Below are 21233 nucleotides of genomic sequence, written 5' to 3'. Positions count from 1 at the left end.
CTAGGCTCTCAGAGCCCGAATTTCTCGCGCGGTTTGGCCGGATCGGTCCAGTCGCCGAGACGATCCTTCAACCCGTCCAGATCCTCTGGCATCTGGATCTCGAGCGTGACCAGCTGGTCGCCGCGCGCCGGTCCGCCATCCTTTGCCTTGCCGCTTTTCTTGGTCCAGCCCTTGCCAGACAGACGCATCACCGTGCCGCCATTTGCTCCCGGCTTCAACGTCAGCATCACCGGACCATCGACCGTCGGGCATTTGACCTTGCCGCCGTTGACCGCCTCGTCGAGCGTGATCGGCAAGTCCATGCGAATATGGTCGCCATCGCGGCGGAAAAAGGGATGCGGGCCGATCTCGACCATGACGATCCCGTCGCCCTTGCCGCCCGGGCCGTCGTGGCCCTTGCCCTTGAGACGCATCTGCGTTCCGTCTTCTACACCGGCTGGCAGTTTTAGGCTGATCGCCTTGCCATCGGCCAGCGTGATCCGCTGATCGCGGCCCGTCGCCGCATCGACGAAGGGAACCGCCAGCCGGTATTGAATGTCCGCGCCCCGTTTGGGCGGAGGTGTCGGCCGAGCGCCGAAGCCACCGCGCCGGGGTGGCGGGTCATTCTGGCGCGCGCGTGTTCCGAAGAGCCCTTCGAACAGGTCGCCAAGGTCCATGTCCTCTGTGCCGAAGCCGCCGAATTCCTGGTCGCGATAGCCGCCGCGTGGGCCGCCCCCTCCATAAGCGCCGCGCGAAAAGCCGCCGCTGCGAGAGCCGCCCATGCCCGCAAACGGGTTCATCGGGTTGCCGTCCGCGTCGATTTCTCCTCGATCAAACTGCGCGCGCTTGTCCTTGTCCGAAAGCAGGTCATAGGCCTTGGTCGCCTGAGAAAACTTCTCGGCGGCTTTCGGATTTTCCTTGTTTCGGTCGGGGTGGAATTCCTTGGCGAGCTTGCGATACGCGCTCTTGATCTCTTTTTCGGACGCAGTGCGCGCCACGCCAAGGGTGGAATAAGGGTCGGACATCGTGTGTTAGCTAGGTCAGACAGTTGGAAGGTGCAAGCGGCAGCTTGGAATCGGGAAAGATGTTCGTCTTTCCTACTCGCGAGAACGTAGATAGCTGAAGTTAAATGTCGATCGCCCGATCATATTGCAAGCCGCGCCAAGGTGACACTTTTCGCAGCCAAAGTAACACTTTGCGGCTTTTCCCTCTGGACCGTGTAACATGCGGTCCACTTCTCAAGTAAGGTGTTGAAATCAATGGGAACCTCCGAAGCGCTCAACGACGCGCAATTGGCCGACAGTGTCATCCCCGCAGGCGCGGACCCCTATGCCTTGTTCGATGAGTGGTTTGCCGAGGCCAGGGAAAGCGAGCCCAACGATCCCAACGCCATGGCGCTTGCAACCGCGACGCCCGATGGCAGGCCCTCGGTGCGCATGGTGCTCCTGAAAGGGCACGGCGCGGATGAGCGCGGCTTCACCTTCTTCACCAACGCCAACAGCCGCAAGGGCGGCGAGATTCGCGCCAACATGCACGCCAGCCTGCTGTTCCACTGGAAGAGCCTGCGCCGCCAGATCCGGATCGAAGGGCCTTTGGTCGAGGTGACGCCGGAACGCGCCGATGCCTACTTCCACTCGCGCCCCTACAAGAGCCAGGTCGGCAGTGCAGCGAGCGACCAGTCGAGCCCTTTGCCAGAGCGTCAGGACTATCTCGACCGGGTGCAGGAGCTGTGGGGCAAGCACGAACAGGAAGGCGAGGTGCCTCGTCCCGATCATTGGACCGGCTTCACGTTGCGCCCGGAGGCGATCGAGTTCTGGATCGACCGCGATAACCGCTTGCACGACCGCCGCCAGTTCACCCTTCAGGGCGCCGGCGATGCGCTCAAATGGACCGACACCCTCCTCTATCCGTGAGACTTCTATGACCCAATCGATCCCTTACTGGCACGTCGATGCCTTCAGCGCGAAGCCGTTTGGCGGTAATCAGGCGGCCGTCATGGTGATGGACGAATGGCTGCCGGACGAAACGCTCGTCGCGATTGGCGGTGAGAACCTGTTCGCCGAGACAGCCTTCGTCATTCCCGATGCAAGCGGAGAGGCCGACTGGGAGCTGCGCTGGTGCACCCCGACTTGCGAGATCGCGCTGTGCGGCCATGCGACGCTGGCGAGCGGGCATGTGCTGCTCACCCATCATGAATGGGGGAAGGGCAGGGATCGCGTGACCTTCCGCACGCGCAAGTCCGGCGTCCTCGAAGTGCGGCGCGATGGCGAGGGCTATGCGCTCGCGCTGCCAGCAATCGCAACCGAACCGGCAGAGCATCCGCAGGCCTCGGCGCTGATGGGGGCCGAGCCGCAGAGCATTCACCGATCAGAGCTTGGCTACAACATCATGCTCTACCGTGATGAAGCCGAAGTGCGCGCGCTTACCCCTGACATTCGCGGGCTGGAGAGGCTGGGCGCAGACCAGTTCATCGCCACCGCGCCCGGCGATAACAGCGACATTGCGAGCCGCGTCTTCGTACCGGGCGGCGGTGTCGATGAGGACAGCGTTACCGGCTCTGCCCACGCAGCGCTCACGCCCTACTGGGCGGCGAAACTGGGCCGCGATGCCTTCACCGCGCATCAGGCAAGCGAGCGCGGCGGAGATCTGACGCTCAGGCTGGACGGCGACCGGGCATGGCTTGGCGGGCCTTGCGTGACCGTGGTGGAAGGCCGCTTCCTGTTGTGAAACGGGTTCGGTCGCGAAGCGACCGCGCGCCCGCAGCGACGCGAGCTTTAGGTCGTATGAGCGAGGACTTCGCATCCCGGATGGGATGCGCCGCGCGTCAGCGCACGGGGTAGAGCGCCATCACGTCGGCGGCTTCCTGGAGCATCCGCGGGCGCTCTTCGCTGGTCGAGTGGCCGAGGCGAACGAGAGTCAGGCGCTGGTCGGGCGAGACCAGCACGTACTGACCCATATGACCGATGAGCGAAAACATGCTCGTCGGTGCGCGGTCGGGGAACAACGGGTGCGGCCATTCGAGGTCGGGTTCGGGCCGGTTGAGCCAGATCTGGTAGCCGTAATGCTCGGACACCGGGCTCGGCGTGAGCATCGCCTCTACCCAGCGGCGCGGGACGAGCTGCTCACCGCTCGGCGCCTGCCCGCCAGCGCGCAGGAACTCGCCAAAGGCCGCATAATCGCGCGCCGATGCGTGCATCAGGCTGCCACCGATGAGCGTACCCGAGGCATCGAATTCGGGCACGATGGAGGACATTCCGAGCGGGGCGAACAGACGCTGCTGCAGGTAGGACGCGACCGCCTCGCGCCGCGCGGCGGGCTCTTCGCTGTCGGTCAGAGCGCGCGCCGCGATGTCAGCGAGGATGACGGTGGTGTTGGACGAATACTCGAACCGTTCGCCCGGCTCCGCTTCGAGCGGCTGCTCCTTCGCCCAGCGGGCCATATCGTCGCGCCCGTCGAGGAACAGCATCCGCACTTCCGAGCTCTCATAGGGCGGATCGCCCGCCTCGGTGTGGCGCAAACCGGCGCGCATCTGGAGGAGGTGGCGCAGCGTGATGTCCGAGCGCGGATCGCCGCTGCGCTGCCACATTGGGACAGGTGCAGGCTCATCGACGCTGAGGAGGCCATCGGCCACCAACATCCCGATCAGCACGGCAGTGACGGTCTTCGCCATCGACCAGCTGATGTGGCGGGTCTCCTCGTCATAGCCATCGGCATAACGCTCGGCCGCCAGCTTGCCATCGGCATAGACCAGCACCGCGCGCGTTTCGCCAAGCCCCTCCTTGGTGAAAAGCTCGTCCACTGCGCGGGCCAGCTGATCCTTCGGAGCGCCCGCATTGTCGGTGACGGCGGCAAGTGCTTCGCCCGTCAGCGGAGGCAACTCGGATGGCGGACCCTCGCCACACGAAACGAGCACTGGAATGCAGGCGATGGCGGCGATAGAGGAAGCGAAACGCGTGATCATGGTCACGCTCAATCGAACAAGGGTCCGGACAAAGCAATGGCAAATCGCAGGCCAAATTCAGGAGCCAAGCGCTCGCTCGCATCGCGCCTAATCCTCTGGCTGCTCGTGCTGGCCGCGATCGGGGTGGCTGCGGCTGTGTGGGCCAATCGCGCACCCATCGAAGGCTATGCCAAGGTCGGCACGTCCTATGCCGCGCGGGTCGCGTGTTCGTGCCGCTTTGTTGCCGGGCGCAGCCTAGAGGACTGCGAGAAGGACAAGCTTGCTGGCATGGAACTCGTCTCGCTCAGCGACGATGCCGATGCGCGCAGCGTTACCGCGAGCTTCCCTCTAGTAACAGCCAACACCGCCACCTATCGCGAGGGATACGGCTGCGTGCTGGAAGAGTGGGAAGGCTAACGCTTAAGACGCGACCGAGGTCGTCGCATTAATCCAGCCGCCGCCGATCACACGATCATCGGCATAGATCACCGCCGCCTGGCCCGGTGCAACGCCGAACTCTGGCTGCTCGAAGTGCAGCGTCACTGTCGCGCCATCGCCCAGATCGCCCTCGAGCGTTACCGGAACAGGCTTTGCGAGGCTGCGGACCTTAGCGGTCAGCTGCGCTCCATCAGGGATCGCGCCGATGCGGTTGGTCTCGATCACTTCAGCACTCTCGACACCGAGCATGCGCTTGGGGCCCACGCGGACCTCACGCGATTCGGCGTCTAGCGAGATGACGTAGAGCGGTTCGGGCTGGCCGCCGATCTCGAGGCCTTTGCGCTGGCCGACCGTGTAATGGATGATGCCTTTGTGGTCGCCCAGCGTCTCGCCGGTCGCGGCATGGACGATAGCGCCGGGTACGCCGCCTTCGGGGCGCAGCTTCTTGACGATGCCGGCATAGTTGCCGTCGGGCACGAAGCAGATGTCCTGACTGTCGGGCTTTGCCGCGTTGCGAAGGCCAGCGGCCTCGGCGAGCTCGCGCACCTTGGTCTTCGGCAGTCCGCCAAGCGGAAAGCGGATGAAGTCGAGCTGCTCCTGCGTCGTTGCATAAAGGAAGTAGGACTGGTCGCGGCTCGGATCGTTGGCGCGGTAGAGGTGCGGCCCGCCTTCGGCCTCGACCCGGCGGACATAGTGCCCGGTCGCCAGGCAATCCGCGCCAAGCTCGCGCGCCATGCGGAACAGGTCGGTGAACTTGGGGCCCATATTGCAGCGGATGCAGGGCACCGGCGTGCGTCCGGCGAGATATTCGTCGGCGAACTGCTCGACCACGTCCTCGCGAAAGGCGCTTTCATGGTCGAAGACATAATGCGCGATGCCAAGCCGGTCTGAAACAGCGCGCGCATCGGCGATGTCGTCGCCAGCGCAGCACGCACCCTTGCGACCCGTCGCGGCTCCATAATCATAGAGCTGCAGCGTGATGCCGATCACTTCCGCTCCGGTGTCGGCGGCAAGCGCGGCAACCACGGACGAATCGACCCCGCCGCTCATCGCGACCACGATCCGGCACTCGGACGCAGGGCGCGGCAGGTCGAACAGGGCGGCGGTGTCCAGCCCGAACGGGCCGGTCGTTTCAAGGGCAGTCTGGGTGTTCATGATTGGCGCGCCATATAGGGGCAAGCGCGCCGGATCGCCAGCCTCGCTGGTCGCGGGTGGGGTCTGACTGCTTGCTCAGAGCATCTGCGTTCTTCCTAAGCATTGGTAAAGGCGGGTTTTACCTGATCTTGACGACCGGCCCTTATAGCCGCCCGCATGTTCGAAAATGCACAGCCAATTCAACATGCAAGCGAAGACCGATTCGTGCAGGGCCAAGCGGAAGTATCCGCCGGTGGCGGCTCGGCCTTGCGCATGATGGACTGGAGCGAACTGACCGCCCGGCTCAACGCTGCGCGCGATATTCGCCATGTCCTCAGGCGCGATGCGTCACGCAGCATCGAGGCCTCGGCGAACTGCTTTGCCGACGCTGCGGCTCGCTATTTTCGCACTAAGGAAGAGGGGGAACGAGACGTTAACCCTGTTGCTTTAGAGCACAGCAAAGGCTCGCCCGGCATTGTCCCCGAAAGTCAGGGGGTTCCGGCATATCAGGGGCTTGAAGACCAAGACCAAGTAAATCCGGGGCAAGCTGCAACAGGCGATGCGAGAGAAGATTGATGATTGAGAACCAGGACATCCGCCCGGCACAGGTGATTGGCCCCCTCGGCGAGCCGTTGACGATCGACGACCTGCCTTCGCCCAACACCAAACGCTGGGTCGTTCGCCGCAAGGCGGAAGTGGTCGCAGCGGTGAATGGCGGCCTGTTGACGATTGACGAAGTGCTTGAGCGCTACGGCCTCACGCTTGAGGAATTCGCCTCGTGGCAGCGCGCGGTGGACCGTTCAGGTATGCAAGGTCTTCGTGTGACCCGCATCCAGCACTATCGCGACCTCTACGAGCGCCAGCTCAAGTACTGACGCGCGGCGCTCGCCTGACGCCCGATCTCTACAATCCGGAACAATCCCGACCGCTTCTTGTTTGAGTGGCAAGAGCCATTGCGTCTATAGCAATGGCTGGGCTTCAAGGAGGAAGAATATGGGTTGGATTATTGCACTTATCGTCGGCGGTGTTGCCGGTTGGCTGGCGAGCCTTGTCATGAACCGCGATGCCTCGATGGGCATCTTCTGGAATATCGTCGTGGGCTGCATCGGCTCGGTTGTCGGCAACCTGATCGCTGGCCCGCTGCTGGGTATCAGCGGCAGCGTGCAGGAATTTTCGCTGGTCGGATTGGGCGTCGCCGTCCTCGGCGCGGTTGTCCTGCTGGGCGTGATGAACCTCATCCAGCGTGGCCGGGTGCGCTAAAGCCCTGACGACGTTATAGAGTATCGGAAAGGCGGTGCGACAGAGATGTCGCGCCGCCTTTCTCATGTCGCTTGCCGCGCTAGGCCCTTCGTCTAGGCTCAAAGTCATCAGTCGATGCACGGATTGCCCTTCGCTCGCCCTTGATTAAGAGGGATTGCGAAGGGTGACTTATACGTATAACACACTTGGGCCCGTTGAACCGGCCACAAAAGCCACCCGCATAAGGGAAGTATAATGAACTACGCGACCACGATCACAGCCGAGGCACAGGACGACATCCCCGCCGATGTCGCGACCCGGCATGGTCTCAACCGGTCCAATTCGCTGACCCGCACTCTGCTGATTGCAGGGGGCGGCCTTTTCGCCTTGTTGCTTGCGATCGCGGCCTATTTCGCTCTTCAGGGCGGCGAGCCTGCCGCGATGGCGGACGACAATGAGCAGGCACCGGTGGTCACCGTGATCACTCCCGGCCGTACAAGCGTCGACGGCACTATAGAAGCGCCCGGAACTCTGGCTGCACGTCGCCCGATGCCGGTGGGTGTCGTGGGTGAGGGCGGCCAGGTCCTGTCGGTGCGAGTCGATGCAGGTGATTGGGTGCGCCAGGGGCAGGTGCTCGCCGTGATCGACCGCTCGGTTCAGACACAGCAGGCAGCGGCGCAGGCAGCCCAGATCGATGTCGCCCGCGCCGATGCGCAGCTCGCCCAGTCCAACCTCGACCGTGCACTTCAGCTAGTGGAGCGCGGCTTCATCTCGCAGGCCGAGATCGACCGCCTGACTGCCACCCGCGATTCGGCGGTGGCCCGCATCAAGGTCGCAGAAGCTCAGCTTTCAGAGCTGCGCGCGCGCAACGCCCGCCTCAACGTGATCGCCCCGGCGACCGGCTACGTGCTTGAGCGCAATGTCGAGCCCGGCCAGACCGTGTCCGGCGGCACTCCGGCGCTGTTCGTTATCGCGCGCGGCGGTGAGTTCGAGCTTCTCGCACAATTGAGCGAAACCCAGCTTGCAGGCCTCTCGCAAGGCGTGAAGGCCAGCGTCGTCCCGACCGGGTCGGACAAGACTTTCGAAGGGCAGATCTGGCAGCTTTCACCCACGATCGACCAGCAGACCCGTCAGGGCACTGCGCGCATTGCATTGCCTTACGCTCCTGAACTGCGTCCCGGCGGATTTGCGACGGCGAGCATCCAGAGCGGAACGCTCGAAGCGACGGTGCTTCCACAAAGCGCGGTGCTCGCTGATGACGAGGGCAGCTTCGTCTACGTTATCGACGAAGAGAACAAGGCCGTGCGCACTCCCGTGACAACCGGAATGACCACGCCCCAGGGGATCGCCATCACCGAAGGCCTTTCGGGCACCGAACGAGTGGTGCTGAGCGCTGGCGGGTTCCTCAACCCGGGCGAAATCGTCAAACCGCGCAAGGACGGCGAAGTAGAATGATAAGCCGCGCCGCTCCTCCTTTCGTAACTCTTTCGAAGGGTCATGGCGCGGCCCCGCATGCAGCTGAACTGGCAGAAACGATATGAACTTTCGCAATCTCTCGGCCTGGTCGATCCGCAACCCGGTGATCCCGCTCGTGCTGTTCACCGCGCTGCTCCTTGCCGGTATCGTCAGCTTCAGCCGCATGGATGTTACCAACAACCCGGACGTCGAATTCCCGGCGGTCACGGTCAACATCTCGCAGCCCGGCGCTGCACCGACCGAGATCGAAAACCAGATCACGCAGCGCGTCGAAAGCGCGCTGCGGTCGATCAACGGCGTCAACTCGATCCAGTCGACCGCGAGCGAGGGTAACTCGAGCACATTCGTCGAATTCGAAGTCGGAACGGACATCATCGAGGCGGTCAACGAGGTCGAGACGGCGGTCAATGGCGTGCGCGCCAGCCTGCCTGACGGCATTCTCGAGCCGCGCATCGGCAAGGTCGACGTGACCGGCGACGCGATCGGCTATGTCGCGGTTGAAGCCGACGACATGACGATCGAGGAACTCAGCTGGTTCATCGACGACACGGTCGCAAAGCGTCTGCTCCAGATCGAAGGCATGGCCGAGGTTGGCCGCTTCGGCGGTGTCGATCGCGAAATCGAGGTTATTCTGGACCCTGCCAAGATGCAGGCGCTCGGCGTCACCGCATCGCAGATCAACGGCGTTCTGCGCAGCGAAAACCTCGATGCTGCTGGCGGCCTCGCCGAAGTCGGTGGCACGCGTCAGTCGCTGCGCGTCCTTGGCAACAATGACAGCGCATTCGAACTCTCGCAGCGCCAGATCCAGCTTGGCGGCGGGCGCACAGTGCGGCTTTCCGATGTTGCAACGGTCCGCGATGGATTCGGTGAGCGCAGCTCGATCAGCGAGGTGGGCGACCGCGAAGTCGTGAACTTCTACATGAACCGCGGACGCGGCTTCTCGGACCTTGCCGTATACGAAGCCGCCGTTGCCGAAATGGACAAGATCGAGGCGGAGACCGCCGGCGTCCGCTTCATCCGCATGTTCACCAGCACCAAATACACAGAGGACCAGTACAAGAGCTCGATCTCGGCGCTGATCGAAGGCGCTGTTCTGGCGATCGTGGTCGTGTTCCTGTTCCTTCGCGATTGGCGCGCCACCTTCATCAGCGCAGTTGCGATCCCGCTTTCAGCGATCCCGACGTTCTTCTTCATGGACCTGATGGGTTTCAACCTGAACTTCCTCTCGCTCCTTGCGCTTGCGCTGGTGGCGGGCGTGTTGGTCGATGACGCGATCGTGGAGATCGAGAACATCGTGCGCCACATGCGCATGGGCAAAACTGCCTATCAGGCGAGTATCGACGCCGCCGACGAGATTGGTCTGCCGGTTGTGGCCACCAGCTTCTGTATCGTGGCTGTCTTCCTGCCTGTGGGCCTGATGCCTGGCATTTCGGGGCAATTCTTCCAGAACTTCGGCCTGACCGTCGTGGTCGCGGTGCTCATGTCGCTGGCTGTCGCCCGAATGGTGACGCCGCTTATGGCGGCCTACTTTCTTAAGGCGAAGGGCCACGGCGCACATGGCGAGGGACCGATGATGGACCGCTACATGGCGGTGCTCGGCTGGACGCTTGATCGGGGCAAGATGCGCAACCGCCGCGAAGCGCTGGAAAGCCCGCGCAACCGCTGGGTGTATTCAATCGCACTGTTCCTGACCGTAATGCTGCTGCTGGTCGTCAGCGCAGTGACCTTGTTCCAGGGCTACGGCCTTATCGCAGGACTTGAGATCCCAACGCGAGCTGCCGAGGCGTTCTCGGACGATATGAACTCGACACTCTACAAGTTCGTCGCGAAGGTCTTCGAAGTCGTCCTCGTGCTGTTCATGTCGGTGCTCGCTTTCGTGGCCGGCTTTGCAGCGCTCAAGCTGGTCGAGCTTCTCGGAAGGGTCGGCGGCGCGTTCGGCCGGGGCGTCAAATGGATGGCAGCGCGCTTTTATGATCACCGCGTGTGGATGCTTGGCGTGGGTTGGTTCTCGTTCCTCGTGACCATCCTGCTGTTCGGCCAGATCCCGGCAGCCTTCCAGCCAACTATCGACGACGAAAACTCGACGGTTGAGATCGAAATGGTCCCCGGTACGACGCTCGCCACGACAAAGGGCGTGTCCGACCGCGTTGACGCGCTGCTGCGCGAACAGCCCGATGTCGAGCGCACCTTGCAGCGCATTCGCGTCGGCAATTCGACCATCTTCATCAAGTTGAGAGATGACCGTGAGCTCTCCTCGATCGAGTTTGAGCGAAACCTCGCACCGCAACTCGCCCAGATCGCCGATGCCCGCGTGCGTTTCCGCTCGCAAAGCGGCGGCTTTGGCTCGGGTCGCGACCTCACCGTCATGCTTGCCGGATCCGACCCCGAATTGCTCGAACAGACGGCTGCGACCCTCGTTGAACAGATGCGCGGGCTGGATACGCTGGTCGCACCGCGGATCAGCGCCGACCTCAACCGGCCCGAGATCATCATCACACCGCGCGAACAGATCGCCGCCGAACTGGGTGTAAGCACGATCGCGCTCTCGCAGACGATTCGCATCGCGACCCTGGGTGAGATCGAGCAGAACGCGGCGCGCTTCTCGCTATCGGATCGCCAGATCCCGATCCGCGTGAAGTTGTCCGAGGATGCGCGCGGCGAGTTGACCACGATTGAGAACCTGCCTGTCCCGACCGCGAATGGCGGAACCGTCCCGCTCTCGCGTGTGGCTGAAATCTCATTCGGCTCAGGCCCGACCGCGATCCAGCGCTACAACCAGAACCGCCGCGTTCTGGTTGGCGCCGACCTCGCCTCCGGCGTGATCAAGGGCGAGGCGCAGGCCGAGGTCGACCAGCTGCCGGTCCTGCAGAACCTGCCGACCGGCGTGATCCGCGATGTCGTTGGCGAAGATGTCTGGCAGCAGGAGCTCCAGCAGAACCTCGTCATCGCCATCATCGCCGGCGTCCTGCTGGTCTTTGCCTGCCTGGTCCTGCTCTACAAGCGTCTGATGAGCCCGCTCGTCAACATGACGTCGCTGGCGCTCGCACCGCTCGGAGGCATCCTGCTGGTGTGGCTGTCGGGCTTCGCGCAGTCGATGCCGGTCTATATCGGTATCCTGCTGCTGCTTGGCATCGTCTCGAAAAACTCGATCCTGCTGATCGACTTTGCAATCGAAGAGATGGAGCGAGGCACCGACAAGCTCGAAGCGATCATGGAAGCAGGGCACAAGCGTGCGCAGCCGATCGTTATGACCACTGTCGCCATGACCGCAGGGATGGTCCCGGTCGCTATCTCACTAAGCGGCGATGGCGCCTGGCGTCAGCCAATGGGCGTGGTCGTGATTGGCGGCCTCATCATGTCGACGCTTCTCACTCTGGTCATCGTCCCGGCAGGCTTCAGCCTTGCAGACGGGTTCGAGCGGCGTGCCGGGCCCTGGCTTCGTGAGCGTCTGCTCACCTACAAACCCGGCGACGACGGTCAGCCTGTTCGCGGCGAACACGGCGCTCCCAAGCCCGACCTGCCGTTCCCCGGCCAGCACCGTCCGGGAGCCGAGCCTGCTGAGTAATCGCACAGCATGCAGGGAGGGCGTGGCGCGCCGCGCTCTTTCAGGCTAGTAGGCGCCGAAATGGCAAGCACACCGCGCCCTATACCCTTGATGTTCGGCGGAGAACCGCTGACCGCCGACCGCGCGCGCCGGATGCGCTGGACCGCGACCGGGTTGCTGGCGGCAATGGCCGTGCTGTTCTTCTCGACCCACGCGTTGGCAGTCACGGGTCACCCGGCCTGGGGCTACGTCAACGCCTTTGCCGAGGCGGCGATGGTGGGCGGCCTGGCCGACTGGTTCGCGGTAACTGCGCTGTTCCGCCACCCGCTCGGCTTGCCGATCCCGCACACCGCGATCATCCCGTCCAACAAGGACCGCATCGCCGATACGATGGCGCAGTTCCTTCAGGAGAACTTCCTGACGCCCGCCGTGGTCGCAAGGCGCATGGCGGGGATGAACGTCGCGCGCGCGGTCGGGGATTTTCTGGTCGAGAGCCCTGACCGCAACGGTGAGGACACGCGCTCGCGCATCACCGGCGGCGCTGCGGAACTGCTCGCCGAAGTGCTCGAATCGCTTGATCCTGACAGGCTCGGCAATCAGGTGCGCTCGGGACTTGGAGCGCAATTGGCGAAGCTTGATGTCTCCCCGCTCGCCGGGCGGATGCTTGAAAATGCGATGACCGACAATCGTCACTTGCCGCTCATCAACGGGCTGATCCGCTGGGCCGGCCTGACGCTTGAGGACAACGAGGACACGGTCCGCGACATCATTCACAACCGGGTCGCCGGTGTCCTTCGCTGGGCCGGGCTCGACAAGACGATCTCGGGCAATGTTCTCGATGGCCTCTACAAGCTCTTGGCAGAAGTGCTGGTCGATCCCGAGCACCCGCTTCGTGGCAAGATGGAAGAGGGCCTCGAAAAGCTGGCTCAGGACCTTCAGCACGATTTCGAAACCCGCGCGCGGGTCGAGGATATGAAGCGCGACCTGCTCGAAAATCCGGCTGTGGCTGAGTGGTGGCTGGGCGTCTGGGAGCGTATCCGCCAATCCCTCATCCGACGGGCGCGCGATCCTGACAGCGAGCTGGGTGCGGAGATGCGCAACGGGCTTGCCGATCTTGGTGCAGCGCTCAAGCAGGACCATCGACTGCAGCTCCAGATCAATCGCTTCGCTCGCCGGACACTGGTTGGCATCGCGACGCGCTATGGCGGCGAGATCGTCACTCTCGTTTCAGAGACGGTGAAACGCTGGGATGCAACGACCATCACCGGACGTATCGAAAGCGCAGTGGGCCGCGACCTTCAGTTCATTCGCATCAATGGTACGCTGGTCGGTGGGCTCGTCGGGATGACGCTGCACTTCATCACAAGCCTCATGTGACCCGCCCCGTAGAACTGCGTTGAGGGTTGATGCGGAGCAACTTCATGGCTCCTGGTCCGTTGTAACTGACATGATGCACACTCGCGCTCCAGAACGGATTGACCTTGGCAGCGGCCACCAGGCGGTGATCAATGGCGCCCTCGTCACAGCTGACGGGCCATGCACTCTGATCGTGAACGCAGGTGCAATGGTCATCGCACAGATCGAGGACGCAAAAACTGACAGGTCGTCGCGAAACCCGCGGGAAGAGCTGTACTTCTCGCTCATCGAGAAAGGGGCATCCCCTTATCTCGCCGAGGAGGATCAGGTCAGGTGTTTCACACTGCTCTCCGAGATCGCGTCGCGACCCATAAGCGCGGAGGATGAACACGATTGCCGGTCCTGCTGCACCGCGATGATGGAAAGCCGTCTGACTGATGCGTTGGTTTACGCCGCAAGGCTGGCCTCGCACAGCGTCGGCCCGGACCCGCTGCGCGCAAAGCCAAGGCCTGCGAAACAAGCACCTCAGCGGAACGAGAACGACTGCTTGTATTCGACGAAGGAATCGATCGGCTCGCCATAGGCATCGCGCGCCCGGCTGACACATGAGCTTTAGCAGAGGTTGAAAGTCAGATGGCGGAGTTGGCGATTCATGAAAAAACCCTCCACCGAGCGTGTTAGCGCGGCGGAGGGCTTTGATAAACTTCAGTTTTTCAGAAGGTGAGGATTAAAGCGCCTCGGTCACCTCCGGAACAGCGTTGAACAGGTCGGCGACGAGGCCGATGTCTGCAACCTGGAAGATAGGTGCGTCTTCGTCCTTGTTGATGGCGATGATGACCTTGGAGTCCTTCATGCCGGCAAGGTGCTGGATCGCGCCCGAGATGCCGATGGCGATGTAGACTTCGGGAGCAACGATCTTGCCGGTCTGGCCAACCTGGTAATCGTTCGGCACGTAGCCTGCATCGACCGCAGCGCGCGATGCACCGATGGCTGCGCCAAGCTTGTCGGCGAGCGGGTTGATGATCTGTTCGAAGGTCTCGCCGTCCTTGAGAGCGCGGCCACCCGAAACGATGACCTTTGCGCTGGTCAGTTCGGGGCGGTCGCCGCCATCGGCGACTTCGCGGCTAACGAAGCTGGAGATGCCAGCATCGCCCGGACCTGCGACGTCTTCGACCGAAGCCGAACCACCTTCAGCGGCAGCCTTTTCGAAAGCCGTACCGCGAACGGTGATGACGAGCTTGGGATCGCTCGATTCGACAGTGGCGATCGCGTTGCCTGCGTAAATCGGACGAGTGAAGGTCTTGGGGCCTTCGACCGAGAGAATGTCCGAAATCTGCATCACATCGAGCAGAGCAGCAACGCGCGGGGCGATGTTCTTTCCCGAAGTGGTCGCGGGCGCGAGGAACGCGTCGTAGCCTTCCATGATGCCAGCCACCAGCGGAGCGACGTTTTCAGCAAGGCCTTCGCCGTAGGCTGCGTCGTCGGCCTTGAGGACCTTCGATACGCCAGCGATCTTGGCAGCAGCTTCGGCAGCGCCAGCGCAGTTGCTGCCAGCGACCAGAGCGGTGACTTCGCCGAGCTTGCCCGCAGCGGTAACCACCGCGAGCGTCGCGTCGTTGACGGAAGTGTTGTCGTGTTCGACCAGAACCAGAGTGTTCATTGTGTCTATCCTTCTCCTTAGCCGGGCCGCTTAAGCGATCCCCAGCTCCTTGATCTTGGCGACGAGCGCGGCGACGTCTTCGACCTTTTCACCGGCCTGACGAACCGGCGGTTCGCTGACATTGGTGGTGGTAAGGCGCGGTGCGATGTCGACGCCGTAGTCGGCAGGCGACTTCGTATCGAGCGGCTTCTTCTTCGCTTTCATGATGTTCGGCAGCGAAGCGTAACGCGGCTCGTTCAGGCGAAGATCGGTGGTGACGATCGCTGGCGTGGTCAGCTTGACCGTTTCAAGGCCGCCGTCGACCTCACGCTTCACGATGACGCTGTCGCCGTCGACTTCGACGGTGTTCGCAAAGGTACCCTGCGGGCGACCCATGAGAGCTGCGAGCATCTGGCCGGTCTGGTTGCTGTCGTCGCTGATCGACTGCTTGCCGAGGAGCACGAGGCCTGGCTGTTCTTCGTCAGCGATGGCCTTGAGGATCTTGGCAACGGCGAGCGGCTCGACCTCTTCATCGGTCTCAACGAGGATCGCGCGGTCAGCACCCATGGCGAGCGCGGTGCGCAGCGTTTCCTGCGCCTTTGCCGGGCCGATCGAGACAGCCACGATTTCCTCGGCCTTGCCCGCTTCCTTGATCCGGATCGCTTCTTCGACTGCGATCTCGTCAAACGGGTTCATGCTCATCTTGACGTTCGCGAGGTCTACGCCGGAGCCATCGGGCTTCACGCGCGGCTTCACGTTGTAGTCGATCACCCGCTTGACGGGGACGAGGATTTTCATGGGTCTTGTTCCTTCCCTTTGTCCGCTCACTTCGGATCGGTGTGCGGATTTGGCTGTGCGAATTCGATGGCGCCGAGCTAGCTTGCGTTTACGTAAACGTCAAGCAAGGGGCCCATCAAATCTTTTTCGTTCCTTGTGTCGAATTGGGGTCTCGCGCTCCGTCTTACCTGCGTCAACCTCCTATTTGATGCTGCTTGCTTTCGAGTTGCATCAGGGGGAGGGTAATCGCGAGGAGAGAGTGCAATGTTTGCAATTGGACGCCTGTTTGGAAGCTTCTTGGTGGCGGGATTGCTGGCCGGAGCGGGTTTGGCTCAGGACTCGACCATGGAAACCCGGTTGGGTGACGAAGGTTCCGAATCGCCTGCCGCAACGCTCGAACAGATGGACTGGCTGGTAGGGCAGTGGGTTGGCGACGGGATCGGCGGCGCACCTGCCATGGAAAGCTGGCTGCCTCCCAGCGGCGGCACGATGGTCGGCACATTCGTTCAGCAGAACGAAGATGGCGGTATCCAGTTTACCGAGCACCTCTACCTGATGGAGGAAGAGGGCACGCTGGTCCTGCGCCTCAAGCACTTCAATGCCGACCTCACCGGGTGGGAGGAGAAGGACGGCATGCTGACATTTCGCCTGGTCGCGATGGAAGAATGCGCGGCATACTTCCATGCGCTGACGCTGAGATGCGCAGATTCAGACGCTCCAGGCGAGGGCTTGGTGGCAGCAGTGCGAATGCAGTCCGGCAACGAACTGTTGTTCAGTTTCGAGGCGATGTAGGCTCAATACCCCAAACGGTCGCAGTGCGACCGAAAGGGCGACTGCCTGCCCGCAGCGGGCGCGGCTCGCCGCGCATCCAGCGAGACGCGGGCCCGGATGGGCCCGCGCACGATATCACGCCGCCTGCTTGACCTCTGCGACGATCTTTTTGGCTGCATCGCCAAGATCGTCAGCCGGGACAATCGGAAGGCCCGAATTGGCGAGGATTTCCTTGCCCTTCTCGACGTTGGTGCCTTCGAGGCGCACGACCAGCGGAACGCTCAGGTCGACTTCCTTGGCTGCGATCACGATACCTTCCGCAATGGTGTCGCAGCGCATGATGCCGCCAAAGATGTTGACCAGGATGCCCTCGACCGCCGGGTCCTTGAGGATGATCTTGAACGCTGCCGTCACCTTCTCCGTGGTGGCGCCGCCGCCCACGTCGAGGAAGTTTGCGGGGAAGGCGCCGTTCAGCTTGATGATGTCCATCGTCGCCATTGCAAGGCCTGCGCCGTTGACCATGCAGCCGATGTTTCCGTCGAGCTTGATGTAGGCAAGGTCGTATTCGCTCGCTTCGACTTCGGCCGGATCTTCTTCGGTCTCGTCGCGCATCGCCTCGATGTCGGGGTGACGGAACAGCGCGTTGCCGTCGAAGCTCATCTTCGCGTCGAGCACGAGCAGCTGGCCATCTTCGGTCTCGACGAGCGGGTTGATCTCGAGCATCTCCGAATCGGTTGCCATGAAGGCGTCGTAGAGCTTCTTCGCGAGCTTTTGTGCCTGCTTGTTGAGGTCGCCTGAAAGCTTGAGGCCGAACGCCACGGCGCGGCCGTGGTGAGGCATGAAGCCCTGAGCCGGGTCGATGGTGATGGTGGTGATCTTTTCAGGCGTATCGTGCGCGACCGCTTCAATATCCATGCCGCCTTCGGTCGAGACGACCATGGCAACCTGGCCTGATGCACGATCGACGAGAAGCGAGAAGTAATATTCCTTGGCGATGTCGACGCCGTCGGTGACGTAGAGGCGGTTGACCTGCTTGCCTTCAGCGCCGGTCTGCACGGTCACGAGCGTGTTGCCGAGCATTTCCTTGGCGTTGGCCTCAACTTCCTCGATGCTCTTGGCGAGGCGCACGCCGCCCTTCGCGTCTTCAGGCAGTTCCTTGAACTTGCCCTTGCCGCGTCCGCCGGCGTGAATCTGCGCCTTGACCACGTAGAGCGGACCGGGAAGCTTCTTGGCAGCGGCAACCGCTTCTTCGACGCTGAGCGCCGCGTGCCCGTCAGGAACGGCAATTCCGTGTTCCTTGAGCAGTTCCTTGGCCTGATATTCGTGGACGTTCATGAGCGCGTGATCCCTTTTGACTCGTATCGGTATGGGGGAGGAGGTTCTTGCGCAGCGCATAAGCATGGATTGGAGCACTTGAAAAGTGCCCGCGGTGCCGTCACGAGGGCGCATCCTACGAAAGTCGCACAATGATTGATCAGGCAGCATTTCAAGACATCGTCCGCGAGGCGGGCCGCATCGCGTTCGACCGCTGGCCGGGCGCGGGCAACGAATGTGAGACCTGGGAGAAATCACCGGGCAATCCGGTCAGCGAAGCCGACCTTGCGGTCGATGCGTTTCTGCGCCGTGAACTGGGCAAGCTGTTGCCCGCTGCGGCGTGGCTGTCCGAAGAGACGGCAGACGACAAGATTCGCACCCGAAGCGATCTCATCTGGTTGGTCGACCCGATCGACGGGACGCGCGATTATGTGCGCGGGCGTGCCGGGTGGTCAGTCTCGGTTGCGCTAATCAGTTCCGGCAAACCGCTTATCGGGATGCTTTCAGCGCCTGCGCGCGAGGAAGAGTGGTTTTCGTTCGCCGGACGCGGCTCGACGCTCAATGGCGAGCCGTTGAAAGCCAGCACGCGCAAGGAGTTCTCAGGAGCGCGCGTTCCTACCGACCAGTTGCCAAGCGCCGATTCCGACCTCGTCGCAGTTGAGAAGCCCAATTCGATCGCCCTTCGGATCGCGATGGTGGCTGACAATCGCGCTGACCTTCTGGCGACACTGCGCTGGGGATTCGAATGGGACATTGCAGCCGCCACGCTGATCGCGCGTGAAGCGGGCGCGCAGGTGTCGGATGCCTTTGGCAACCCGCTTGCCTATAACAAGCACGACCCGCGTGACTTCGGCGTGCTGGTGAGCGCCCCCGGCATTCATGCCGCTGCGGTCGCAAGGCTGGCCGAGCGGGCCAAGGCGCTCAAATAGAAAGGGCGGCCCGCAAGGGCCGCCCCATCAAAAGCGTTTCAGTGCGAATTACTGCGCGCGTGCAGCGTTCACATCGTCCTGACTGATCGGAATGATCTTGATCTCGACACGGCGGTTGAGCGGCTCGGCCACTCCGTCGGCGGTCTTGATGCGTAGGTAATCGTAGCTCTCGCCGTAGCCACGCGTAGCGAGGCGGCTGCGGGCCACGCCGCGGCTGGCAAGATAGTCTGCCACGGCTTGTGCGCGCTGCTCAGAAAGGCGCTGGTTTAGAGAGTCCGAGCCGGTGGTGTCGGTAAAGCCGTACACGTCGACGAGGCTGTTGGGATACTGGATCAGGCTGTTCGCGACCGAATTGAGCGAATCGTAAAAGCCCGGATTGATCGTGGCAGAACCACTCGCGAACGTGACGCCATCGGGCAGACGAACGAGAATCGCGTCCTGGTCGCCGATTTCTTCGACATCGACGCCGGTGCCTTCGAGTTCTTCATCAAGTTCGCGGATCTGATCGTCGAACTGCTTGCCGACAACCGCGCCCGCCGAGCCGCCAATACCTGCGCCAATGATGCGGGCCGTGTTGCCGCCGATGACTCCGCCAAGCAGGTAGCCGAGCGTACCGCCGACGCCTGCGCCGATGGCCGTACGTGAAACCTTGCGCTCACCGGTGTTGGGGTCGGTGACGCAGGCGCTCGTTCCAAGAAGTGCGACAGCTGCGGTGGCCGAAAGCAGAATGCGTGATTTTTTCATTATAGTCCTCCAAGCGTTGGATATTCCGTGACCTAGTAACAGGTGATCATCGGCGAAGTTCCAACCTTTTCGCGCATGAGCGCCTCAGGTTTGCGGCAAGCTGAATGCATTTGGTGCAATATTCGGGTCACTTTCAAGCGCGTGAAGCAAGGGACTGGAACAATGTGGCAATTGTGCTAGCGCTCAACGCGTGACACCTTTTCCCTGGTCAGACCTGATACTCATAGCTGGGCTCATCGTGCTCAACGGCGTTTTCGCCATGTCCGAGCTCGCGATAGTCTCGGCCAAGACGAGCGCGCTGCGGGCACGCAGCGACGAGGGCTCTATTGCCGCGCGGATCGCTATCCGACTGGCGGAAGAGCCGGGCAAGTTCCTCTCGACCGTACAGATTGGCATTACGCTTATCGCGATCGTGACGGGCGCTCTTTCAGGTGCGAGCCTTGAGGCACCAATTGGCGAACGGGTCGCGCTCTTGGGCGTGCCGGAGGATACCGCGCGCCAGGTCGCTTTCGTCGGCGTGATTGCGCTCACCACTTATTTCAGCGTTGTGGTGGGCGAGCTTGTGCCCAAGCAGCTTGCCCTGCGAGCAGCTGTCCCGATCGCTATCGTTATGGCGCGTCCCATGGACTTGCTCGCCCGGCTGGCGGCGCCCCTTGTCTGGCTGCTCGACAAGTCGTCTGCAGGAATCATCGCGCTGTTCGGCATCCGCACCAAAGGCCGCCCTTCGCTCACGGCGAAGGAGCTGCAGATGATCTTTGCTGATGCGACCCGCTCGGGCGTGATCGAGCAGGACCAGCACCAGATCCTCACCGGCGTCGTGCGCCTGGCCGAGCGGCCCGTGCGCGAACTGATGACCCCTCGCACCGAGCTCGACTGGGTCGATGCCGATGCCGATCTTGAACAGGTCCTCGCTACCATCAGCAACAGCCCGCACTCGCTGCTCCCGGTCGCAGAGGGATCACCCGATGCGATCCTGGGCATCGTCAAGGTGCGCGAAGTTCTGGCCGCACTTGTGGCAAAGGAGCCCGTCTCGATCCGCGGCATGGCGAAGAAAGCCGAAGTCGTTCCAGATCAGCTCGACGCGATGGATGCGCTGCGCGTGCTGCAATCGGCAGAGATCGCGATGGCAGTCGTGCACGATGAATATGGGCACTTCGAAGGCGTCGTTACTCCGGTCGACTTGTTAACCGCTATCGCAGGCACATTCGCCAGCGATCAGGATCAGGGCGACACACCGCAGATCATCGAATGCACCGACGGATCGCTGCTCGTCTCGGGCGCGCTGTCGGCTGATGGTCTGGCTGACCGGCTTGGGCTCGAATACGGCGAAGACCGGGAATTCGGGACAGCAGCTGGCTATGCCCTGTCAGTGATGAAGAAGCTGCCGCTGATTGGTGAGAGCTTTACCGATCAGGGCTGGGAATTCGAAGTTGTCGAAATGGACAACCGCCGGATCGACAAGATCATCGTCCGCAAGCGAGCGGAAGATTCAAGCGAAGACGGCTAGAAGCGTGTGAGGCTCGCCCGGATGGGCGGGCCCGATCAGCCAGGAATAAGCGTTTGAGCGGTCGCGCCGTCACCTTCGGGTGCGGCGATGATGTCGCGCGTCACGCGCCCTTTGGCAACGGTGTTGGTGTCGGGATCGCCGATCTGCGAGCGGATGCTCGGTGCGGCCTGGCCTGCGCGGTCGATTGCGCTCGTCTCAATCTCGCTGCGCGGAGCAGGGCCGCCGAAGAGCGCTTCGAGAGCCTGCTCGGACGCGGTGCCTTCTGCCGGGCGCGGCGCGCCGGGTGCGGGCGGGGTGAGCGAGAAATCGGGCGGAACCACCAGCGGAGCCTGACGCTGCACGGCAAACTCGTCAGGACGGTCGCGATTGAAAAGTCCGCCGCCGCCGCACGCGGCGAGCATTGCACAGCCGGAAGCGAGCAGGATGGCGGTCTTGAGGTTACGCAT

At 62.6% G+C, this 21233-nt stretch carries 21 protein-coding genes; 13 read left to right on the top strand and 8 right to left on the bottom strand.

Annotated features, from left to right (window positions below):
- Window positions 1-8: 8 nt before the first annotated feature.
- The gene (locus NAP1_RS12395; protein WP_007165653.1) at window positions 9-1004 is read right to left on the bottom strand and encodes a DnaJ C-terminal domain-containing protein; all 996 of its coding nucleotides are present in this window, start codon (window positions 1002-1004) and stop codon (window positions 9-11) included.
- A gap of 234 nt (window positions 1005-1238) precedes the next feature.
- Here NAP1_RS12395 and pdxH point away from each other — a divergent pair, with 234 nt between their 5' ends.
- Window positions 1239-1892, top strand: a complete 654-nt coding sequence (pdxH, locus tag NAP1_RS12390; RefSeq protein WP_007165652.1) for a pyridoxamine 5'-phosphate oxidase — start codon at window positions 1239-1241, stop codon at window positions 1890-1892.
- Between the two features lie 7 nt (window positions 1893-1899).
- Window positions 1900-2706, top strand: a complete 807-nt coding sequence (locus NAP1_RS12385) for a PhzF family phenazine biosynthesis protein (protein WP_007165651.1) — start codon at window positions 1900-1902, stop codon at window positions 2704-2706.
- Window positions 2707-2803: 97 nt separating this feature from the next.
- Here NAP1_RS12385 and NAP1_RS12380 read toward each other — a convergent pair whose 3' ends face one another.
- Window positions 2804-3940 carry a serine hydrolase gene (locus tag NAP1_RS12380; RefSeq protein ID WP_007165650.1) on the bottom strand — a complete coding sequence of 379 codons (1137 nt, stop codon included), beginning with the start codon at window positions 3938-3940 and terminating at the stop codon, window positions 2804-2806.
- A 36-nt stretch (window positions 3941-3976) separates the two neighbouring features.
- Here NAP1_RS12380 and NAP1_RS12375 point away from each other — a divergent pair, with 36 nt between their 5' ends.
- On the top strand, window positions 3977-4336 hold the full coding sequence (locus tag NAP1_RS12375; protein WP_007165649.1) for a hypothetical protein: 360 nt from the start codon (window positions 3977-3979) through the stop codon (window positions 4334-4336).
- 3 nt (window positions 4337-4339) lie between these two features.
- Here NAP1_RS12375 and mnmA read toward each other — a convergent pair whose 3' ends face one another.
- A complete protein-coding gene (mnmA, locus tag NAP1_RS12370) occupies window positions 4340-5512 on the bottom strand; it encodes a tRNA 2-thiouridine(34) synthase MnmA (protein WP_007165648.1) in 1173 nt (390 codons plus the stop codon).
- A gap of 156 nt (window positions 5513-5668) precedes the next feature.
- Between mnmA and NAP1_RS12365 the strand changes: the two genes are divergently transcribed.
- The 7 genes from NAP1_RS12365 to NAP1_RS12335 all read left to right on the top strand — a co-directional run bounded on the left by NAP1_RS12365 (window position 5669) and on the right by NAP1_RS12335 (window position 13689).
- On the top strand, window positions 5669-6067 hold the full coding sequence (locus NAP1_RS12365) for a hypothetical protein (protein ID WP_007165647.1): 399 nt from the start codon (window positions 5669-5671) through the stop codon (window positions 6065-6067).
- Window positions 6067-6366, top strand: coding sequence for a DUF1153 domain-containing protein (locus NAP1_RS12360; RefSeq protein WP_007165646.1), 300 nt, complete (start codon window positions 6067-6069; stop codon window positions 6364-6366). The genes NAP1_RS12365 and NAP1_RS12360 overlap by 1 nt, the downstream gene beginning before the upstream one ends.
- 118 nt (window positions 6367-6484) lie before the next feature.
- Window positions 6485-6751 carry a GlsB/YeaQ/YmgE family stress response membrane protein gene (locus tag NAP1_RS12355; RefSeq protein WP_007165645.1) on the top strand — a complete coding sequence of 89 codons (267 nt, stop codon included), beginning with the start codon at window positions 6485-6487 and terminating at the stop codon, window positions 6749-6751.
- A 234-nt stretch (window positions 6752-6985) separates the two neighbouring features.
- Window positions 6986-8185, top strand: coding sequence for an efflux RND transporter periplasmic adaptor subunit (locus NAP1_RS12350; RefSeq protein WP_007165644.1), 1200 nt, complete (start codon window positions 6986-6988; stop codon window positions 8183-8185).
- An 82-nt stretch (window positions 8186-8267) separates the two neighbouring features.
- Window positions 8268-11771: an efflux RND transporter permease subunit gene (locus NAP1_RS12345; protein WP_007165643.1), complete on the top strand. Its 3504-nt coding sequence runs from the start codon at window positions 8268-8270 to the stop codon at window positions 11769-11771.
- Window positions 11772-11861: 90 nt separating this feature from the next.
- A complete protein-coding gene (locus NAP1_RS12340; protein WP_007165642.1) occupies window positions 11862-13127 on the top strand; it encodes a DUF445 domain-containing protein in 1266 nt (421 codons plus the stop codon).
- Window positions 13128-13197: 70 nt separating this feature from the next.
- The gene (locus NAP1_RS12335; protein WP_007165641.1) at window positions 13198-13689 is read left to right on the top strand and encodes a hypothetical protein; all 492 of its coding nucleotides are present in this window, start codon (window positions 13198-13200) and stop codon (window positions 13687-13689) included.
- 144 nt (window positions 13690-13833) lie between these two features.
- Here NAP1_RS12335 and NAP1_RS12330 read toward each other — a convergent pair whose 3' ends face one another.
- Window positions 13834-14766, bottom strand: coding sequence for an electron transfer flavoprotein subunit alpha/FixB family protein (locus tag NAP1_RS12330; protein WP_007165640.1), 933 nt, complete (start codon window positions 14764-14766; stop codon window positions 13834-13836).
- A gap of 30 nt (window positions 14767-14796) precedes the next feature.
- Window positions 14797-15543 carry an electron transfer flavoprotein subunit beta/FixA family protein gene (locus tag NAP1_RS12325; RefSeq protein WP_007165639.1) on the bottom strand — a complete coding sequence of 249 codons (747 nt, stop codon included), beginning with the start codon at window positions 15541-15543 and terminating at the stop codon, window positions 14797-14799.
- A gap of 243 nt (window positions 15544-15786) precedes the next feature.
- On the opposite strand from NAP1_RS12325, the gene NAP1_RS12320 reads away from it, so the two are divergent.
- The gene (locus NAP1_RS12320; protein ID WP_007165638.1) at window positions 15787-16314 is read left to right on the top strand and encodes a DUF6265 family protein; all 528 of its coding nucleotides are present in this window, start codon (window positions 15787-15789) and stop codon (window positions 16312-16314) included.
- A gap of 114 nt (window positions 16315-16428) precedes the next feature.
- Here the strand turns inward: NAP1_RS12320 and sucC are convergent, their stop codons facing one another.
- Complete coding sequence (sucC, locus tag NAP1_RS12315) at window positions 16429-17628, bottom strand: ADP-forming succinate--CoA ligase subunit beta (protein WP_007165637.1); 1200 nt, start codon at window positions 17626-17628, stop codon at window positions 16429-16431.
- Between the two features lie 131 nt (window positions 17629-17759).
- Here sucC and NAP1_RS12310 point away from each other — a divergent pair, with 131 nt between their 5' ends.
- Complete coding sequence (locus NAP1_RS12310) at window positions 17760-18536, top strand: 3'(2'),5'-bisphosphate nucleotidase CysQ (RefSeq protein ID WP_007165636.1); 777 nt, start codon at window positions 17760-17762, stop codon at window positions 18534-18536.
- Between the two features lie 48 nt (window positions 18537-18584).
- On the opposite strand, the gene NAP1_RS12305 is transcribed toward NAP1_RS12310, so the two are convergent.
- Entirely contained in the window at window positions 18585-19280 is a 696-nt protein-coding gene (locus tag NAP1_RS12305; RefSeq protein WP_007165635.1) for an OmpA family protein, read from the bottom strand.
- A gap of 190 nt (window positions 19281-19470) precedes the next feature.
- Here NAP1_RS12305 and NAP1_RS12300 point away from each other — a divergent pair, with 190 nt between their 5' ends.
- A complete protein-coding gene (locus tag NAP1_RS12300; RefSeq protein WP_040464455.1) occupies window positions 19471-20787 on the top strand; it encodes a hemolysin family protein in 1317 nt (438 codons plus the stop codon).
- Between the two features lie 35 nt (window positions 20788-20822).
- Here the strand turns inward: NAP1_RS12300 and NAP1_RS12295 are convergent, their stop codons facing one another.
- Window positions 20823-21233, bottom strand: coding sequence for a DUF3035 domain-containing protein (locus NAP1_RS12295; RefSeq protein ID WP_007165633.1), 411 nt, complete (start codon window positions 21231-21233; stop codon window positions 20823-20825).

Source organism: Erythrobacter sp. NAP1 (genome assembly GCF_000152865.1).
Classification (GTDB): Bacteria; Pseudomonadota; Alphaproteobacteria; order Sphingomonadales; family Sphingomonadaceae; genus Erythrobacter.
Note: the sequence above shows the minus strand (reverse complement) of the source record. Positions and strands in the feature narration are given on the sequence as shown.

Excerpts from the sequence above, each read along its gene's own strand:
- NAP1_RS12395 (WP_007165653.1), bottom strand. The coding sequence starts at position 1,004 with ATGTCCGACCCTTATTCCACCCTTGGCGTGGCGCGCACTGCGTCCGAA.
- pdxH (WP_007165652.1), top strand. The coding sequence starts at position 1,239 with ATGGGAACCTCCGAAGCGCTCAACGACGCGCAATTGGCCGACAGTGTC.
- NAP1_RS12385 (WP_007165651.1), top strand. The coding sequence starts at position 1,900 with ATGACCCAATCGATCCCTTACTGGCACGTCGATGCCTTCAGCGCGAAG.
- NAP1_RS12380 (WP_007165650.1), bottom strand. The coding sequence starts at position 3,940 with ATGATCACGCGTTTCGCTTCCTCTATCGCCGCCATCGCCTGCATTCCA.
- NAP1_RS12375 (WP_007165649.1), top strand. The coding sequence starts at position 3,977 with ATGGCAAATCGCAGGCCAAATTCAGGAGCCAAGCGCTCGCTCGCATCG.
- mnmA (WP_007165648.1), bottom strand. The coding sequence starts at position 5,512 with ATGAACACCCAGACTGCCCTTGAAACGACCGGCCCGTTCGGGCTGGAC.
- NAP1_RS12365 (WP_007165647.1), top strand. The coding sequence starts at position 5,669 with ATGTTCGAAAATGCACAGCCAATTCAACATGCAAGCGAAGACCGATTC.
- NAP1_RS12360 (WP_007165646.1), top strand. The coding sequence starts at position 6,067 with ATGATTGAGAACCAGGACATCCGCCCGGCACAGGTGATTGGCCCCCTC.
- NAP1_RS12355 (WP_007165645.1), top strand. The coding sequence starts at position 6,485 with ATGGGTTGGATTATTGCACTTATCGTCGGCGGTGTTGCCGGTTGGCTG.
- NAP1_RS12350 (WP_007165644.1), top strand. The coding sequence starts at position 6,986 with ATGAACTACGCGACCACGATCACAGCCGAGGCACAGGACGACATCCCC.
- NAP1_RS12345 (WP_007165643.1), top strand. The coding sequence starts at position 8,268 with ATGAACTTTCGCAATCTCTCGGCCTGGTCGATCCGCAACCCGGTGATC.
- NAP1_RS12340 (WP_007165642.1), top strand. The coding sequence starts at position 11,862 with ATGTTCGGCGGAGAACCGCTGACCGCCGACCGCGCGCGCCGGATGCGC.
- NAP1_RS12335 (WP_007165641.1), top strand. The coding sequence starts at position 13,198 with ATGATGCACACTCGCGCTCCAGAACGGATTGACCTTGGCAGCGGCCAC.
- NAP1_RS12330 (WP_007165640.1), bottom strand. The coding sequence starts at position 14,766 with ATGAACACTCTGGTTCTGGTCGAACACGACAACACTTCCGTCAACGAC.
- NAP1_RS12325 (WP_007165639.1), bottom strand. The coding sequence starts at position 15,543 with ATGAAAATCCTCGTCCCCGTCAAGCGGGTGATCGACTACAACGTGAAG.
- NAP1_RS12320 (WP_007165638.1), top strand. The coding sequence starts at position 15,787 with ATGTTTGCAATTGGACGCCTGTTTGGAAGCTTCTTGGTGGCGGGATTG.
- sucC (WP_007165637.1), bottom strand. The coding sequence starts at position 17,628 with ATGAACGTCCACGAATATCAGGCCAAGGAACTGCTCAAGGAACACGGA.
- NAP1_RS12310 (WP_007165636.1), top strand. The coding sequence starts at position 17,760 with ATGATTGATCAGGCAGCATTTCAAGACATCGTCCGCGAGGCGGGCCGC.
- NAP1_RS12305 (WP_007165635.1), bottom strand. The coding sequence starts at position 19,280 with ATGAAAAAATCACGCATTCTGCTTTCGGCCACCGCAGCTGTCGCACTT.
- NAP1_RS12295 (WP_007165633.1), bottom strand. The coding sequence starts at position 21,233 with ATGCGTAACCTCAAGACCGCCATCCTGCTCGCTTCCGGCTGTGCAATG.